Origin of the sequence: Piscinibacter sp. XHJ-5 (assembly GCF_029855045.1) — a bacterium.
Taxonomy (GTDB): domain Bacteria; phylum Pseudomonadota; class Gammaproteobacteria; order Burkholderiales; family Burkholderiaceae_C; genus Albitalea.
The window spans coordinates 1645080-1661570 of sequence record NZ_CP123228.1 but is presented as its reverse complement, the minus strand read 5'-3'; the positions used below and the strand labels follow the sequence as shown (position 1 = coordinate 1661570).

Here is a 16491-nt window from a genome sequence, read left to right as displayed (position 1 = left end):
GCGCGCGGAGCTCGTGCGCCTTCGTGGACCCCTGCTGCCGGCTTCAAGCGGCCTCTTCGTCGTCGGCCGGCTCGTCGAGCAGGCCCGGGATCAGAGCCTGCACCCGCGCGTCGGGAACCGCTTCGACGGACTTGAGGCTGCGCGTCATCGCGCGCGTGCGCCGCTGCGCGGCGTCGATGGTGTTGCTCGCCTCGTCGAGCTTCTTCTTCGTCTTCGCCAGCACGTCGCCGAATTTGTGGAACTCGGTCTTGACTGCGCCGAGCACCTCCCACACCTCAGCCGAACGCTTCTCGAGCGCGAGCGTGCGAAAACCCATCTGCAGGCTGCTCAGCGTCGCGAGCAGCGTGGTCGGGCCGGTGAGCATGACCTTCAGCTCGCGCTGCAAGCCTTCGACCAGGCCCGGCCGGCGCAGCGCCTCTGCGTACAAGCCTTCGGTGGGCAGGAACATGATGCCGAAGTCGGTGGTGTGCGGCGGCGCCAGGTACTTGTCGCGAATCGCCTTCGCCTCCGTGCGCAGCCTCACCTCGATCGCACGGCCGGCCTGCTCCACTCCTGCCGGATCGGCGCGGTCCTGCGCCTCGAGCAGACGCTCGTAGTCTTCACGCGGGAACTTGCAGTCGATGGGCAGCCACAGCGGCTTGTTGTCCTCGCGACGGCCGGGCAGCTTGATCGCGAACTCGACCCGGGCGCCGCTGGCAGGCACGGTCTCGACGTTGGTCGCGTACTGCTCCGGGGTGAACACCTGCTCCAGCAGGCCCGAGAGCTGCACTTCGCCGAAGATGCCGCGCGTCTTCACGTTGGTCAGCACGCGGTTCAGCGAGCCGACGTCCTTGGCCAGCAGCTGCATCTCGCCCAGCCCGCGATGCACCTGCTCGAGCCGGTCGGCGACCTGCTTGAAGCTCTCTCCCAGCCGCGCTTCCAGCGTCTGGTGCAGCTTCTCGTCGACCGTGGCGCGCATCTGCTCCAGCTTCTGCTCGTTGCCCTGCTGCAGCGTGGCCAGGCGCTGTTCTACCGTGGTCCTCACCTCGGCCAGGCGCCGCTCGTTCGCATCGGACAGGGCGCGCAGCTGCTCGCCCAGCGAATCGGAGAAGCGCCTGAGCGCCTGGTCCTGCGCCTCTCGCGACGCCTGCGCCTGCGATGTCTGCCCGGCGAGCGCGCTCTGCAGGGTCTGCTGGAACACGCCGAGTGCGTTGGCCAGCTCCACGCGCGTGCCCTGTGCGCTGCGTCCGACTTCTTCACGCAGCTCGCGCTCGAGTCGCTCGAAAGCCGGGCTGGCCTCGTCGTCGCGGCGCAGCGCAATCCAGAGAATCAGGAGGAAATTGACGGCGGCGAATGCGAGCGTGAGCCAGAGCGCGAAATCCATCCGGGGATTGTCGCAGCCGGACGCCGGCGATCAGCCGGCGCGGGCAATGCGCAACGCTCGCCGTCCCCAGCGTTCGACCGCACCGAAGAGCCCCTCCATCAGCAGCGCCAGCACGGCCGCGGGCAACGCGCCCGCGAGCATCGCCGAGGTGTCGTTGACGGCAAGGCCCGCGACGATGCGCTCGCCGAAGCCGCCGGCCCCGATGAACGCGGCGATCGTTGCCGTGCCGACGTTGATGACGGCTGCGGTCTTCACGCCGGCCAGCACCGTCGGCATCGCGAGCGGCAGCTGCACATGGCGCAGCGACTGGCGCGGAGTCAGCCCCAGCGACAGAGCCGCGTCGCGCAGTCCGCTGGAAACACCGGACAGCCCGGTGTGCGTGTTGCGGACGATAGGCAGCAGCGCATAGAGAAACAGCGCGATCACCGCCGGGACGAGGCCGATGCCGCCCACCAGCGCGATCAGGAAAGCCAGCAGCGCGATCGACGGCACGGTTTGCAGTGCGCCGACGGCGCCGAGCAGCACGCCGCTGCTGGGGGGCCAGCGCCAGGCGGCGATGCCGAGCGGCACGCCGACGACGATCGCAGCCAGCAGCGAGCCGAACACCAGCGCCAGATGCTGTGCGGCCAGGCGCCCGAAATCGGGCGCAAACAGGCGCTCGAGGAAGCCTTGTCCACCGGACCGCGCGGCGGCCGCGCCACCGGCGAGGAATCGCTTCGCCGCTTCGGCGAAGCTCGCGCCGTCGAGCTCGACCTGGGCGTTGAGATCGATCATCGTCTTCTCGTCGATGCGCCCCTGCAGCCTGGCCAGCGGCGCGGGATCGAGGCTCGCGCGCATGAGCAGCACCGCGTCGTACTTGGGGAAGAAGCCGCGATCGTCGTCCAGCACGCGCAGCTTGAAGCGGCCCACCTTCGCATCGGTGGAGTAGATGTCGATCAGGTCGACGCGCTCGGCGGCGACCGCGTCGTAGGCCAGGCCGTGATCCAGTCCGCCGGGCGCGGCCAGGGGCAGCTGGTACGCAGCCTTCAACGCCGGCCAGCCGTCGGCCCGCGCGAGGAATTCATGCGACAGCCCGAGCCGCAGCGAGGCGGCCTGCGGCTTCGCGAGGTCGGAGATGCGCGCGATGCCGAGCCGCTGCGCCTGCTCCTCGCGCATCGCCAGCGCATAGGTGTTGTTGAAGCCGAGCGGCACGGCGGCCTTCAGGCCGCGCGGCGCCAGCCAGGCGTTCAGCTCGGCCAGCGAGGGATTGCCTTCGCGCTTGAGCAACTCGCGCACGATGGTGCCGGTGTATTCGGGGTACACGTCCACCGAGCCGCTGGCCAGCGCCTGTTCCAGGATGCCGGTGTTGCCCAGTCCCTGCTTGTGCTCGGCCGCGATGCCGGCGTCCTGGAAGGTCTGGCGCACGATCTCGCCAAGGATGTACGACTCCGTGAAGCGCTTGGAGCCCACCACCACCTTGTCGGCCGCCCAGGCAGCGTTTGCCGCCAGTGCCAGCAGCACGAGCAGGACACGGGCGGCCCGAGGGATCATGACTTCATCACCTCGGGATTGATGGGCGTGGGGGGCTTGCCGGCGTTCGGACCGAAACCGAGCGCGGCGATCAGATTGTCGGCCGCGAGGTCGGCCATCGCACGCCGCGTCGCCACCGTGGCGCTGGCGATGTGCGGCGTGAGGACGACGTTGGGCACCTTCAGGAGGTCGGGATGCACCGTCGGCTCGCCCTCGAAGACGTCGAGGCCCGCGGCGGCGATGCGCCGCTCGGCCAGCGCCTTGGCGAGCGCCGCGTCGTCGACGATGCCGCCGCGAGCGATGTTGGTGAGCGTGGCGGTGGGCTTCATCAGCGCCAGCTCGGGCGCGCCCACCGCATGGTGCGACTCCTTGGAGTACGGCATCACGATCACCAGGTGATCCGCTTCGCGCAGCAGCTGTTCCTTGCCCACGTAGGTGGCCTTGCAGGACGCCTCGATCGAGGGGTCCAGACGCGAGCGGTTGTGGTACAGCACCCGCATCTCGAAGCCGTGCGCGCCGCGCCGCGCGATGGCCTGGCCGATGCGGCCCATGCCGAGGATGCCGAGCGTCGCATGGTGGATGTCGCTGCCCACGAACATGTCGTAGAACCACTTGCTCCACTCGCCGCGCCGCAGGTAGTGCTCCGATTCGGCGATGCGCCGTGCGGTGGCCATCATCAGCGCGAAGCCGAAATCGGCCGTCGTCTCGGTGAGCACGTCGGGGGTGTTGGTGCACAGCACGCCGCGTGCCGTGCAGGCCGCCATGTCGAAGTTGTTGTAACCCACCGCCATGTTGGCCAGCACGCGCAGCTGCGGGTTGGCATCGAGCACTTCGGCATCGATCATGACGCTGCCCGTGGTGAAGGCGCCGACCTTCCCCTTCAGCCGCTCGATCAGCTCGGCCTTGGTGTAGATGCGGTCGCCCGGGTTGTCTTCGACCTCGAAATGCTCGCGAAGGCGCTCGACGACTTCGGGGAACACGTTGCGTGCAACCAGGACCTGGGGCTTCATGGGCGACTCCTTCAGCGAAACCAAATGAACGTGATGACGATGAACAGCGGGATCAGCACGGTGCCGGACCACGCCATGTAGCCGAAGAAGCTCGGCATGCGGATGCCGCGATCTTCTGCGATCGCGCGCACCATGAGGTTGGGCGCATTGCCGATGTAGGTATTGGCGCCCATGAACACCGAGCCGGCCGAGATCGCGGCGAGCGTCGTCGCCAGCGAGGTCATCAGCACGTTCGCATCGCCTCCGGCCGTGTTGAAGAACACCAGGTAGGTCGGCGCGTTGTCGAGGAATGACGACAAGGCGCCGGACGCCCAGAAGTACATCGCCGGCAATGGCTGACCGTCAGGACCGGTGACGGCTGCGACGATCGGTCCGAACGGGCCCTGGACACCGGCACGCAGCATGGCGATGACCGGAATGATGGTGAGGAAGATGCCGGCGAAGAGCTTTGCCACTTCCGCCATCGGGCCCCAGGAGAACCGGTTCTGCGCGTGCACCTCGTCGGGGGTGATGCGCAGCGAGATCACGGTGAGCGCGACCAGGCCGAGATCGCGCATCAAACCGGCCCAGCTCACCTGTGCGCCGGCGACCGAGAACGCGACACCGGCCTTCAGGAACCCGCTCAGCAGGACCAGCGCGACGACACCTGCCAAGAGCAGGAAGTTCGCCCGCCCCTCGAAGCCGAAGGCCGGCGTATCGGGTGTCGGGTCGGGCTGCACGACGCCTTCCCTGCGGTACCAGTACCAGTCGATCGCATAGAAGACAGCGAGCAGTGCGCCGACCAGGAACAGCGTCTCCGGGAAGATGTGCCGTGCGGTCCAGAAGAAGTCGACGCCCTGCAGAAAGCCGAGGAACAGCGGCGGGTCACCGAGCGGAGTCAGCGCACCCCCGGCGTTCGACACGATGAAGATGAAGAACACGACGACATGCGCCACATGGCGCCGGTTGTCGTTGGCGCGGATCAGCGGCCGGATCAGCAGCATCGACGCGCCGGTCGTTCCCATCACGCTCGCCAGCACGGCGCCGATGCCGAGGATGCGCACGTTCAGCCACGGGCTGCCGTGCAGGTTGCCTCGCACGAAGATGCCGCCGGCGATCACGAACAGCGCTGCCAGCAGGATGATGAACGGGATGTACTCGCCGACCGCCGCGTGCACCAGGCCGGTGGTCGCAGCACCGGCACCGAAGATCATCGCGAACGGAACCAGAAAGGCCAGAGCCCACGCGGCGGTGACCTTGCCGTAGTGGTGATGCCAGAACGTCGGGGCCAGCAGCGGAAGAGCTGCGATCGACAGCAGCAAGCCGGCGAACGGAACGCCCCACCATGCGTTGAGGGCGTGCCCGTCGATGTCGCCAGCGTGGCTGGTCGCTGGCAGGAGAAGGATTCCTTTCAGCAGGCAAGCGACCGCTCGACGGCAAAGCTGCATGGAGTGGTCGTGCCGGCAGGTCACTCGAGGAAGCGGGTGAAGCCCGACACCGGCTCCCGCTCGGTCGCAAGCGTGTTCTCCACCGCGTTCGGATCGGCGTGGCCGAGTGACATGCCGCACACCAGCATCTGGTTGGTCGGCGCCCCGATGTGCTCCATGATGATGCGGTGGAACTGCGTGAAGGCGGCTTGCGGGCAAGTGTCGAGGCCGCGCGCCCGCGCCGCGACCATGATGTTCTGCAGGAACATGCCGAAGTCCAGCCAGCTTCCCTGCTGCATGATGCGGTCGATCGCGAACATGAGGCCCACGGGCGCATCGAAGAAGGTGTAGTTGCGCCCGTGCTGGTCGTGCATGCGCGTCTTGTCGCTCTTGCCGATCTTCAACAGGCCATACAGGTCCCAGCCGATCTTGCGCCGGCGGTCGATGAACGGCGATCGCCATTCGATCGGGTAGTAGGCGTACTCCTCCTTGTGCGTGGACGCCTCCTCCGGATCGTCGTAGGCGGCGAGGATCTTGCGCGACAGCTCGTCCTTGGCGGCGCCGGTCAGCACGTACACGTTCCACGGCTGCGTGTTGGTGCCCGAAGGCGCACGCGACGCGATGCGCAGGATGTCCACGATCGTCTCGCGCGGCACCGGCGTGGGCAGGAAGGCGCGGATCGACTTGCGCGAGGTGATGGCGGCATCGACCGCCGCGGTCTGTTCGGGAGTCGGCTTCACAGCAATCCTTGCAGGGCCTGGCGAAGCGCGGCCGGCAGCGCGGCGGGCCGGCGCGTGGCGCGGTCCACGTAGACATGGACGAAGTGGCCGGCGGCGGCGGTGTGCGGCTGGCCTTCGGCGAACAGTCCGATGCGGTAGCGCACGCTGCTGCTGCCGACGCTCTCGACACGCAGGCCCGCATCGACCGCAGTCGGGAACTCGATGGGCGTGAAGTAGTTGCAGTGCGTCTCTACCACCAGGCCGATGATCTCGCTGCGCTGAATGTCGAGCGCGCCGCTCTGGATGAGGTAGCCGTTGACGGCGGTGTCGAACAGGCTGTAGTAGACGACGTTGTTCAGGTGCCCATAGACATCGTTGTCCATCCAGCGCGTGGAAAGCCTTCTGTAGTGGCGAAAGGCCTCACGGGGCTGCGGCTGCGGTCGCTCGGTCATGCACCGTATTGTTCCATTGCTGCCAGCTTTGCAACGCTTCGCGCATCGTGGCCAGCTGCACCGCGACGGTGTCCTCGATGACGCGTCCGTAGCCGCCAGCCATCGACAAGGCGACGGGAATGCCTCGCTCGCGCGCCGCGGCAAGCACGCGGCGGTCGCGCTCGGCCAATCCGGCGGTCGTCAGCTTGAGGCGCCCGAGGCGGTCGCCTTCGTGCGGATCGGCGCCGGCCAGGAAGAACAGGAGGCCTGGCGGGCACTCACCGTGATGCCGCCAGAGCGCCTCGAGCGCCGTGTCGAGCGCGCAGAGATAGGCGGTGTCGGTGCATCCGTCGGGCAGCTCGATGTCGAGGTTGCTGATCTCCTTGCGGAACGGAAAGTTCTTCGCGCCGTGCAGCGACAGCGTGAACACCGTGGGGTCGTCGCGGAAGATCGCCGCCGTGCCGTTGCCCTGGTGGACGTCGAGGTCCACGACGGCGACCCGCAGCAGTTGGCGGTGCAGTCGGTGCCACTCGGCCTGCATCAGGCGCGCGGCGACCGCCACGTCGTTGAAGACGCAATAGCCACTGCCCTTGTCGGCGTAGGCATGGTGCGTCCCGCCGGCAAGGTTGGCGGACACGCCTTCGTGCAAGGCTGTACGCGCCGCGGCGATCGTGGCACCCACGGAGCGGCGCGAGCGCTCGACCATGCGCTCGCTCCACGGGAATCCGATCTCCCGTTGCTGCGCTGCGCTCAGCAACCCCTCGGCTACCGCTGAAACGTAGGTCGGGGTGTGGGCGAGTGCCAGCTCGCCGTCGCTCGCCGCCGGCGCTTCCAGCAGGCGGATCTGTGGCAGCTGGGCCACCACCGATTCGCGCAGCAACCGGTACTTGCCCATGGGAAACCTGTGCCCGGGGGGTAGCGGCAGGACGAAATGGTCGGAATGGAAGGCTTGCACCGGCCCATTGTCGGCTGCGCGCCACCCGTCTAGAACCGCGCGTCTAGATTTGCTGCACCGCAACAAATAGTGCTTGATTTGTCATGCTGTCCCCTTATACTTCGGGTCATGGTGCAGCGCAGCAATCGCTGCTCCCCCCGAAACTTACCGGAGATCCCCATGCTGACCGCTGAACAATTCGCCGCCGCCCAACGCGCCAATGTCGAGACCCTGTTCGGTCTGACCAACAAAGCCTTCGAAGGCGTCGAGAAGCTTGTCGAGCTGAACCTGCAAGTCGCCAAGGCGGCGATCGGCGAAGCCGCCGAGACCACCCGCGCCGCTCTGTCGGTGAAGGACGCGCAAGAGCTGCTGGCCCTGCAGGCCGGCCTGCTGCAGCCTGCTGCCGAGAAGGCCGCCTCCTATGGCCGTCACCTGTACGACATCGCCGCTGCGACCAGCGCCGAGGTCAGCAAGGTTGCCGAGCAGACCGCCGCTGAAGCCCAGCAGAAGTTCCTGTCGGTGGTCGACACCGCCGTCAAGAACGCCCCCGCCGGCACCGAGAACGCCGTCGCACTGGTGAAGTCGGCTGTCGCCGCCGCGAACAACGCCTACGAGAGCGTGAACAAGGCCGCCAAGCAAGCCGCTGAAGTTGCCGAAGCCAACTTCCAGGCCGTGACCTCGTCCGCCGTCAAGGCCTCGCAAGGCGCGACCGCCAAGGCCAAGCGCGCTGCCTGAGCAAGCACGTAAATTTTTGTGGAGGGGTTGAACTTCCGCAGGAGCCGCTCATCTGAGCTGTACCGCAAGCGACCCTTGTGGTGTCCCTGAAAGGTTGTCTCCTCGGTACCTCCGAACCCTCCATTCAAGGTACCTTCAGGCCCGGTCTCCCGACCGGGCCTTTTTGTTTATCGGGTCCTGGAAGCGATGCGCAGCTTCAGTTCAGCAAGCTGCGCGATGGCCGCATCGCGTCCCGCCTGGATCGACCGCTTGCGCGCAGTGAAGTCGGCGCTGCCGACACCGTTCAGCTTGGGCCGCATGACGACGTCGGCCTCGCGCAGCTCGAAGTTGTTGATGCTGCGTCCCATGATCGCGAAGGTCTGCAGGAGCATGCGCATCGGGTCGCCGGTGGGCGCGCCTTCCGGCGCCGCGGAAATGTCGACCGCGATGATCAGCTCGGCGCCCATCTGCCGCGCGAAGCGCACCGGCACCGGCGACACGAGCCCGCCGTCGACATATTCGCGCGTGCCGATGCGCACCGGCATGAACACCGCCGGCACCGCGCTCGAGGCCCGCACTGCGGTGCCGGCATCGCCACGCTGGAACAGGATCGCCTGGCCGCTGTCCAGGTCGGTTGCAACGATGCCCAGCGGCCGGACCATCTGCTCGATCAGCCGCCCGCCAGTGTGGTCGCGCACGTAGCGCGCCAGCGCCTCCCCGCGCAGCAGGCCGCGGCCGGGAAACGACCAGTCGGTGAAGGCCGTCTCGTCCATGCCGTCGGCCAGCAGGGTGAGCGCCGCACCATCCTTACCCGAGGCATAGAGCGTCGCGACCAAGCTGCCGGCGGACGTGCCCACCACGAGGTCCGGATGGATCCCGTTCTCTTCCAGCACCTGGATCACGCCGATGTGGGCAAAGCCACGCGCCGCACCGCCGCCCAATGCCAAGCCGATGCGAGGTGGCCGAGGCGACGGCTTCGGCGCGACCTCTGCAGCAGCTGGCGCGGCCGGTGGCGGTGCGACGCGGGGCGGGGTCTGACACGCGGCCAGCACGGCGGCGGCCAGGAGGCCGGCGACACGTGCGGCCCTCGAAAGGCGGATCGACAACATCGGCGCGATTCTAGAAGGACGTCCTTTCGACAGCCTTCGTTATACGACGTGGCATATAAGCATCCGAAAATTCTGTTCTTCTCATCTATATCGAAGCTTCCTAAAGTCGCCGCTCCGGGACCAGCGCCGAGAGCGCGCCCTGCACGCAACGGACTGACCCACCCATGGACTTGATTGCGATCCTCAGCGGCTTCGGCGTCGGGGCCATCGTCGGCCTGACCGGCGTGGGCGGCGGATCGCTGATGACCCCGCTGCTGCTGACGGTGTTCCGGCTGAACCCCGCCGTGGCGATCGGCACCGACCTGTGGTTCGCCGCCATCACCAAGACCTCGGGCGCGGTGGCTCACCACCGGCACGGCCACGTCGACAACCGCATCGTCGGGATGCTGCTCGCCGGCAGCATCCCGGCGTCGATTGCCACGATCGCGCTCATGCACAGCACCGGAATCACCAAAGGGTGGGCCAGTGCACTCACCTTCTCGCTGGGCATCGCCCTGCTGCTCACGGCGGTCACGGTGGCCTACAAGCAGGTCTGGCAGGCCCTCGGGCTGCGGCTCGAGGGCTGGGTCACGGAGTCACGCCGCCCGGCGCTGACCGTCCTGGCCGGCCTGGTGCTGGGCGTGCTGGTGTCGCTGAGCTCCATCGGGGCCGGAGCCATCGGCGCCACCCTCATCCTGCTGCTGAATCCCCGTCTCGAAGCGCGCCGACTGGTCGGCACCGACATCGCCCATGCGGTGCCGTTGACGCTGGTCGCCGGCATCGGCCACGCCACGCTGGGCCACGTCGACTGGTCGCTGCTGTCCGCCCTGCTCGTTGGCTCGATCCCCGGCATCTGGCTCGGCGCCCAGCTGACCCGGCAGCTGCCGGACCGCCTGATCCGCGCGCTGCTCTGCGCATCACTGGTCACGGCTGGACTGAAGGTCATCACCTGATATGTACACCTACACCGACTTCGACAAGCAGTTCGTCCGCCAGCGTGCGGCGCAATTCCGCGACCAGCTCGAGCGCAACCTCGCCGGCACCCTGAGCGACGACGACTTCCGCGCGCTGCGTCTGCAGAACGGCTGGTACATCCAGCGCCACGCGCCGATGGCGCGCATCGCGGTGCCGTACGGTGAGCTGAGCTCCACGCAGCTGCGCATGCTGGCTCGCATTGCGCGCGAATTCGACCGCGGCTATGCGCACTTCACGACGCGCCAGAACTGCCAGTTCAACTGGATCCCGCTGCCCAAGTCAGCCGACGTGATGGAGCTGCTCGCCTCCGTGCACATGCACGGCATCCAGACCAGCGGCAACTGCATCCGCAACATCACGAGCGATTGTTTCGCAGGCGTGGCCGCCGACGAAATCGTCGATCCGCGCCCCTACTGCGAAATCCTGCGCCAGTGGAGCACGCTGCATCCGGAGTTCGCCTTCCTGCCGCGCAAGTTCAAGATCGCGGTGAGCGGCGCCCACGAGGACCGAGCGGCCATCGCGTGGCACGACATCGGCCTGCAGCTGCTGAAGAACGAAGCCGGCGAGATCGGCTTCAAGGTGCTGGCCGGCGGCGGCATGGGCCGCACGCCGGTCATCGGCAGCGTGATGCACGAGTTCCTGCCATGGCAGCAGATCCTCGTCTTCATCGAGGCCATCGTGCGGGTCTACAACCGCTACGGCCGCCGCGACAACATGTACAAGGCGCGCATCAAGATCCTCGTCAAGGCCGAGGGTCAGAAATTCGTCGACGACGTGCACGCCGAGTTCAGGAACATCCTGGAGCGCGACCTCGACGGCGCTGCCCACCTCATCACCCAGGCCGAGTTCGACCGCGTCGCTGCAAGCTTCCGCCTGCCCGCAGGCGTCGTGCCGCAGCCGTCGAGCCGCTTGCACGTGCCGGCCGATGCGCCGCTCGGCTTCAAGCGCTGGATGGAGCGCAACGTGCATTCGCACCAGATCGCCGGCTACCGCGCCGTCACGCTGTCGCTGAAGCGTCCCGGCCAGGCGCCGGGCGATGTCACCGATGCGCAGATGGAGCTGGCTGCGGACATCGCCGACCGCTTCAGCGCCGGCGAGCTGCGCGTGTCGCACGATCAGAATCTCGTGCTGCCCTGGGTGCGCGAGGCGGATCTGCTGGCGGTGTGGGAAGCCGCGCGCGCGGCGAGCTTCGCCACGCCCAACATCGGGCTGCTGACGGACATGATCGCCTGCCCCGGCGGCGATTTCTGCGCGCTCGCCAACGCACGCTCGATCCCGATCGCCGCGGCCATCACCGAGCGTTTCGACGACCTCGACGAGCTGTACGACATCGGCGACATCGACCTGCACATCAGTGGCTGCATCAACTCCTGCGGCCACCACCACAGCGGCCACATCGGCATCCTCGGCGTCGACAAGGACGGCAGCGAGTGGTACCAGGTCACGCTGGGCGGCCTGGACGGATCGGCGATCAGCGGCGGCTCGCAGCCGGGCAAGGTCATCGGCCCTTCCTTCGCCGCCGAAGAGGTGGCCGACGTGATCGAAGCCGTGATCGACACCTACCGCCACCAGCGCGCCGCCAGCGAGCGCTTCATCGATACCGTCAAGCGCATCGGCCTCGACCCGTTCAAGAGCGCAGCCAATGCGCAGCGCCGCACCACCGCACAGGCCGCCGCATGAAGTTCATCGACACCCCTCGCGACCGCTGGCATCGCATCACCGGCGAAGACGGCCCGATGGTCACGCTGACCCCCGCGCCGTACAGCCTGCTCACCGTGCAGCAGTGGAACGGCGTCAAGCACCAATGGCCGGCGCAGGTGCCGGTCGGTGTGCTGTTCCCCAACGATGCCGACATCGAGGACCTCGCCGAGGACCTGCCGCGGCTGGCGCTGGTCGCGCTGCAGTTCCCCAAGTGGGTCGACGGGCGCGCCTACACGCAGGCGCGTCTGCTGCGCGTGCGCTATCGCTTCGCCGGCGAAGTGCGGGCCACCGGCGAAGTCCTGGTCGACATGCTGCCGCTGATGAAGCGCACTGGCTTCGACGCGGTCGAGCTGCGCGCCGACCAGTCGCTCGATGCCGCCGAGCGCGCGCTGCGCTTCTTCGCCGGTCACTACCAGGGCGACGTCGTGGAGCGCCGGCCGCTGTTCGCCCGCCCGCCGGAAGAGGCCTACACGAACGAGGAGTTCGTGCATGGAGGCTCGGCCATATGAGCGCGATCTCTCTCTACGCGCGGCGCACCGATGGCTACGAGGCGCGACTGGCGCATGCGGTGCAGGTGCTCAGGGACGCCGCGCAAGCCCATCCGGGACGCATCGTGCAGTCCACCAGCCTCGGCGCGGAGGACATGGTCGTCACCGACCTGATTGCGCGCCACCACCTGCCGATCGCGCTGGGCACGCTCGAGACGGGCATGCTCCACGAGCAGACCGTCGCGCTGATCTCGCGCATCGAGGACCGCTACGGCTTGAAGGTCGAGGTCTACAAGCCCGTCGCCGAATCGGTGGTGCACTTCGTCAAGACGAACGGCGAGCGTGCCATGTACGAAAGCATCGACCTGCGCAAGGCGTGCTGCGGCATCCGCAAGCTGGAGCCGCTGTCGCGCATGCTGGCCAATCGCGATGCGTGGGTCACCGGCCTGCGTCGCGAGCAGTCGAACAACCGCGGCATCGTCGGTTTCAGCGAGACCGACGACAAGGGCCGGGCCAAGGTCAACCCGCTGGCCGACTGGACCTGGAACGACGTCTGGCACTACATCGCCACGAACGCGGTCCCGTACAACCCGCTGCACGACGAGTTCATGCCGAGCATCGGCTGCGCGCCCTGCACGCGCGCCATCGCCGTCGGCGAGGACTTCCGCGCCGGTCGCTGGTGGTGGGAAGACGAGAAGGCCAAGGAATGCGGTCTGCATGTGCATGAAGAGCAGCCCGCCGTGTCGATGATCGGAGCCCCGAGATGAATGCCCCGCTGACCATCCAGCAGCTGCTGCCCGAGCTGGACCACACGCACCTCGACTGGCTCGAAGAGGAAGCAATCTTCATCCTGCGCGAGACGGTTGCCGCCTTCGAGCGACCCGCCCTGCTCTTTTCGGGCGGCAAGGATTCCTGCGTGGTGCTGCGCCTGGCCGAAAAAGCCTTCAAGAGCAAGCAGGCCGATGGCTCATACAAGGGCCGGCTGCCCTTTCCGCTGCTTCACGTGGACACCGGGCACAACTTTCCCGAGGTGATCGAGTTCCGGGACAGGCGCGTGGCCGAGATGGGCGAGCGACTGGTCGTGGGCCATCTCGAGGATTCGATCAAGCGCGGCACCGTGCGCCTGTCTCATCCGCTCGAGTCGCGCAATGGCCACCAGACCGTGGCGCTGCTCGAGGCCATAGAGGAGCACCGCTTCGACGTGCTGATGGGCGGCGCGCGGCGCGACGAGGAGAAGGCGCGGGCGAAGGAGCGCATCTTCTCGCACCGCGACAGCTTCGGCCAATGGCAGCCGAAAGAGCAGCGGCCCGAGCTGTGGACGCTGTTCAACACCCGCATCAAACCCGGCGAGCACATGCGCGCCTTTCCCATCAGCAACTGGACCGAGCTCGACGTGTGGCTGTACATCGCGCGCGAGAACATCCCGCTGCCGAGCCTGTACTTCGCGCACCCCCGCGAGGTGATTCGCCGAAAGGGCCTGCTGGTGCCGCTCACCGAAGTCACGCCGGCCGAGCCGGGCGAGTCGATCGAGACCGCGCAGGTGCGCTTTCGCACCGTCGGCGACATGACCTGCACCTGCCCGGTGGAGAGCCCGGCGGCGAGCGCGACCGACATCGTCGCCGAGACGCTCAAGGTCACGATCAGCGAGCGCGGCGCCACGCGCATGGACGACCGCACCTCCGATGCATCGATGGAGCGGCGCAAGAAGGAAGGGTATTTCTGATGGCACCCCTGGCCACTCCGCCGGTCGCGAAAGACCACCGCGCGCTGCGCTTCCTCACTGCCGGCAGCGTCGACGACGGCAAGAGCACGCTGATCGGCCGCCTGCTGTACGACAGCCGCGCCATCCTCGCCGACCAGCTCGACACGCTCGAGAAGAAGGCCGCCGGCGCGCCGATCGACCTGTCGCTGCTGACCGACGGCCTCGAGGCCGAGCGCGAGCAGGGCATCACCATCGACGTCGCGTACCGCTACTTCGCGACCAAGCAGCGCAAGTTCATCATCGCCGACGCGCCAGGGCACGAGCAGTACACGCGCAACATGGTCACCGCCGCGGCGGGCAGCGATGCGGCAGTCGTGCTGGTCGACATCACCAAGCTCGACACGACCGTCAAGCCCGTCAAGCTGCTGCCGCAGACGCGCCGCCATGCGCTGCTGGCCCACCTGCTGCGCGTGCCGAGCATCGTGTTCGCGGTGAACAAGCTCGACGCTGTCGACAACCCGGGCGAAGCCTTCGCCGCCGTGCGCGACGCGCTGCTCGATTTCGCCGAGCGTGCCGGCATCACGGTTGCCGAGATCATTCCGGTGTCGGCGCTGCGCGGCGACAACGTGACGCAGCCCTTGCAGGCCGACTGGTACGACGGCCCGTCGCTGCTGCAGCTGCTGGAGCGCCTGCCCCCGACGCAGGAGCGCAAGGACGGCGACCTGCTGCTTCCCGTGCAGTACGTCGCGCGCGAAGGCGAAGGCACCGGCAACCAGCCGCGCACGCTGTGGGGGCGCATCGCCCACGGCCGCGTGAAGGCGGGCGACTCGGTGCAGCTGTTTCCCAGCGGGCAGACCGCCGTCGTCGCCGAAGTGCGGCTGGCCGGCGAGGTGGTCGACGTCGTCGAGGCGGGCCAGTCGGCCGGCGTGGTGCTCGACCGTCAGCTCGATGTGTCGCGCGGCGACTGGATCGCGACGCCCAAGGCCATCCACGAAGCCAACCGCTTCTCGGCCACCCTGGCCTGGCTGGACACCGAGCCCGCGGCCATCGGACGCAAGTACTGGGTGCGCCACGGCAATCGCTGGGTGCAGGCGCGCATCACGGGCATCGAGAGCACGCTCGACATCCACACGCTCGAAGCACGCGAGGCGCACCAGCTGCACGTGAACGAGATCGGTACCGTGACCGTCGAGACCCAGCAGCCGCTTCCGGTGGAGGCCTACGAGTCCAACCGCATCGGCGGCTCGCTGATCATCGTCGACCCGGCCAGCAACCGGACCAGCGGCGCGCTGCTGGTCAAGTCGGCAGGCTGACATGGGACGGGTGGTCTTCATCGGCGCGGGCCCCGGGTCGGCCGACCTGATCACGCTGCGCGGGGCACGTCGCCTGGCCCAGGCCGATGTGGTGCTGTACGACGCGCTCACCGACCCGGCGCTGCGCGAGCTCGCGCCGCGTGCGCGCTGGATTCATGTCGGCAAGCGGGGCTTCGAGGACAGCACCGCGCAAGACACGATCAACGCGCTGCTGGTCAAGCACGCGAGCCGCTCCGACGTGGTCGTGCGCCTCAAGGGAGGTGATCCCAGCGTCTTCGGCCGGTTGGAAGAGGAGCTGCAGGCGCTGGACGACGCCGGCATCGGCTGCGAGGTCGTGCCCGGTGTCACGGCGGCCATCGCCGCGGCCGCCGAAGCGCAGCGCCCGCTCACGCGCCGCGGCAACGGCCGCAGCGTGAGCCTCACGACCGCGATGACTCGCAGCGGAGCCATGCAAGGCAGCCGCAGCGCCGACACCGAGGTGTTCTACATGGCGGGCAAGCAGCTCGCAGCGCTGTCGCGGCGGCTCATCGAGGCCGGCTGGCCCAGCGACACGCCGGTGTGCGTCGTCTCGCGCGCCGGCTGGCCCGACGCACTTCGAAGCGACCACACCGTGGCCACCTTGCCGCGCGCCAGCCTGCTGCATGCAGGCAGGCCGACCGTCGCGACGGTGGGTGCCGGCGCGGTGCCGCTGCGTACCCGCCAGATGACCGCGGCTGACACCTCTGCGAGCGGCGTGGACACCGTGAAGCCCTAAAATCAATGGTTTGCGCCAGTGCGCGAACCACCCACCTCAAGAGCACCCGCCATGACCCACGTCGTCACCGAATCGTGCATCCGCTGCAAGTACACCGACTGCGTGGATGTGTGCCCCGTCGACTGCTTTCGCGAAGGTCCCAATTTCCTGACCATCGATCCCGACGAGTGCATCGACTGCGCCGTCTGCATCCCCGAGTGCCCGGTCAACGCCATCATGCCGGAGGAGGATGTGCCGGGCGATCAGCAGCACATGATCAAGCTCAACGCCGACCTGGCCAAGAACTGGCCCAGCATCACCAAGCGCAAGCCCGCCCTGCCCGACGCCGACGAGTGGAAGGACAAGACCGGCAAGCTGCCGGAGCTGATCAAGTAGAACTCCTGC

The 16491-nt window shown here is 67.9% G+C and carries 17 protein-coding genes; 9 read left to right on the top strand and 8 right to left on the bottom strand.

All coding sequences use genetic code 11. From position 1 onward, the window contains the following. Window positions 1-43: 43 nt before the first annotated feature. Genes rmuC through P7V53_RS07775 form a run of 7 tightly spaced genes read right to left on the bottom strand, consistent with a single transcriptional unit; the run spans window position 44 to window position 7393 of the window. Window positions 44-1363: a DNA recombination protein RmuC gene (gene rmuC / locus P7V53_RS07805; protein WP_280154917.1), complete on the bottom strand. Its 1320-nt coding sequence runs from the start codon at window positions 1361-1363 to the stop codon at window positions 44-46. A 30-nt stretch (window positions 1364-1393) separates the two neighbouring features. Next, complete coding sequence (locus P7V53_RS07800; protein WP_280154916.1) at window positions 1394-2893, bottom strand: glycine betaine ABC transporter substrate-binding protein; 1500 nt, start codon at window positions 2891-2893, stop codon at window positions 1394-1396. Then, on the bottom strand, window positions 2890-3882 hold the full coding sequence (locus P7V53_RS07795; RefSeq protein ID WP_280154915.1) for a D-glycerate dehydrogenase: 993 nt from the start codon (window positions 3880-3882) through the stop codon (window positions 2890-2892). The genes P7V53_RS07800 and P7V53_RS07795 overlap by 4 nt, the downstream gene beginning before the upstream one ends. Window positions 3883-3893: 11 nt before the next feature. Then, the gene (locus P7V53_RS07790) at window positions 3894-5309 is read right to left on the bottom strand and encodes a sodium:proton antiporter (RefSeq protein ID WP_280154914.1); all 1416 of its coding nucleotides are present in this window, start codon (window positions 5307-5309) and stop codon (window positions 3894-3896) included. Window positions 5310-5329: 20 nt separating this feature from the next. Next, window positions 5330-6028, bottom strand: a complete 699-nt coding sequence (locus P7V53_RS07785) for a nitroreductase (protein ID WP_280154913.1) — start codon at window positions 6026-6028, stop codon at window positions 5330-5332. Then, window positions 6025-6459: a thioesterase family protein gene (locus tag P7V53_RS07780; protein WP_280154912.1), complete on the bottom strand. Its 435-nt coding sequence runs from the start codon at window positions 6457-6459 to the stop codon at window positions 6025-6027. The genes P7V53_RS07785 and P7V53_RS07780 overlap by 4 nt, the downstream gene beginning before the upstream one ends. After that, window positions 6428-7393, bottom strand: coding sequence for a histone deacetylase (locus P7V53_RS07775; RefSeq protein ID WP_280154911.1), 966 nt, complete (start codon window positions 7391-7393; stop codon window positions 6428-6430). Before P7V53_RS07775 ends, P7V53_RS07780 begins: the two co-directional genes overlap by 32 nt. Window positions 7394-7552: 159 nt before the next feature. Here P7V53_RS07775 and P7V53_RS07770 point away from each other — a divergent pair, with 159 nt between their 5' ends. Beyond that, a complete protein-coding gene (locus P7V53_RS07770; RefSeq protein WP_280156458.1) occupies window positions 7553-8107 on the top strand; it encodes a phasin family protein in 555 nt (184 codons plus the stop codon). 167 nt (window positions 8108-8274) lie between these two features. On the opposite strand, the gene P7V53_RS07765 is transcribed toward P7V53_RS07770, so the two are convergent. Next, a complete protein-coding gene (locus P7V53_RS07765) occupies window positions 8275-9195 on the bottom strand; it encodes a patatin-like phospholipase family protein (protein WP_280154910.1) in 921 nt (306 codons plus the stop codon). Between the two features lie 164 nt (window positions 9196-9359). On the opposite strand from P7V53_RS07765, the gene P7V53_RS07760 reads away from it, so the two are divergent. The 8 genes from P7V53_RS07760 to fdxA are packed head-to-tail and all read left to right on the top strand — an operon-like array spanning window position 9360 to window position 16482. Beyond that, window positions 9360-10127, top strand: a complete 768-nt coding sequence (locus tag P7V53_RS07760; protein WP_280154909.1) for a sulfite exporter TauE/SafE family protein — start codon at window positions 9360-9362, stop codon at window positions 10125-10127. A 1-nt stretch (window position 10128) separates the two neighbouring features. Then, window positions 10129-11829 (top strand): nitrite/sulfite reductase, encoded by a 1701-nt coding sequence (locus tag P7V53_RS07755; protein WP_280154908.1) that lies wholly within the window; start codon window positions 10129-10131, stop codon window positions 11827-11829. After that, window positions 11826-12359, top strand: a complete 534-nt coding sequence (locus P7V53_RS07750; protein WP_280154907.1) for a DUF934 domain-containing protein — start codon at window positions 11826-11828, stop codon at window positions 12357-12359. The genes P7V53_RS07755 and P7V53_RS07750 overlap by 4 nt, the downstream gene beginning before the upstream one ends. After that, window positions 12356-13105 carry a phosphoadenylyl-sulfate reductase gene (locus P7V53_RS07745; RefSeq protein ID WP_280154906.1) on the top strand — a complete coding sequence of 250 codons (750 nt, stop codon included), beginning with the start codon at window positions 12356-12358 and terminating at the stop codon, window positions 13103-13105. Before P7V53_RS07750 ends, P7V53_RS07745 begins: the two co-directional genes overlap by 4 nt. Further along, window positions 13102-14061, top strand: a complete 960-nt coding sequence (gene cysD, locus P7V53_RS07740) for a sulfate adenylyltransferase subunit CysD (protein ID WP_280154905.1) — start codon at window positions 13102-13104, stop codon at window positions 14059-14061. The genes P7V53_RS07745 and cysD overlap by 4 nt, the downstream gene beginning before the upstream one ends. Continuing rightward, window positions 14061-15353, top strand: a complete 1293-nt coding sequence (locus P7V53_RS07735) for a GTP-binding protein (protein ID WP_280154904.1) — start codon at window positions 14061-14063, stop codon at window positions 15351-15353. Before cysD ends, P7V53_RS07735 begins: the two co-directional genes overlap by 1 nt. 1 nt (window position 15354) lies before the next feature. Next, complete coding sequence (gene cobA / locus P7V53_RS07730; RefSeq protein ID WP_280154903.1) at window positions 15355-16107, top strand: uroporphyrinogen-III C-methyltransferase; 753 nt, start codon at window positions 15355-15357, stop codon at window positions 16105-16107. Between the two features lie 51 nt (window positions 16108-16158). Next, a complete protein-coding gene (gene fdxA, locus P7V53_RS07725; protein WP_280154902.1) occupies window positions 16159-16482 on the top strand; it encodes a ferredoxin FdxA in 324 nt (107 codons plus the stop codon). Window positions 16483-16491: the final 9 nt, after the last annotated feature.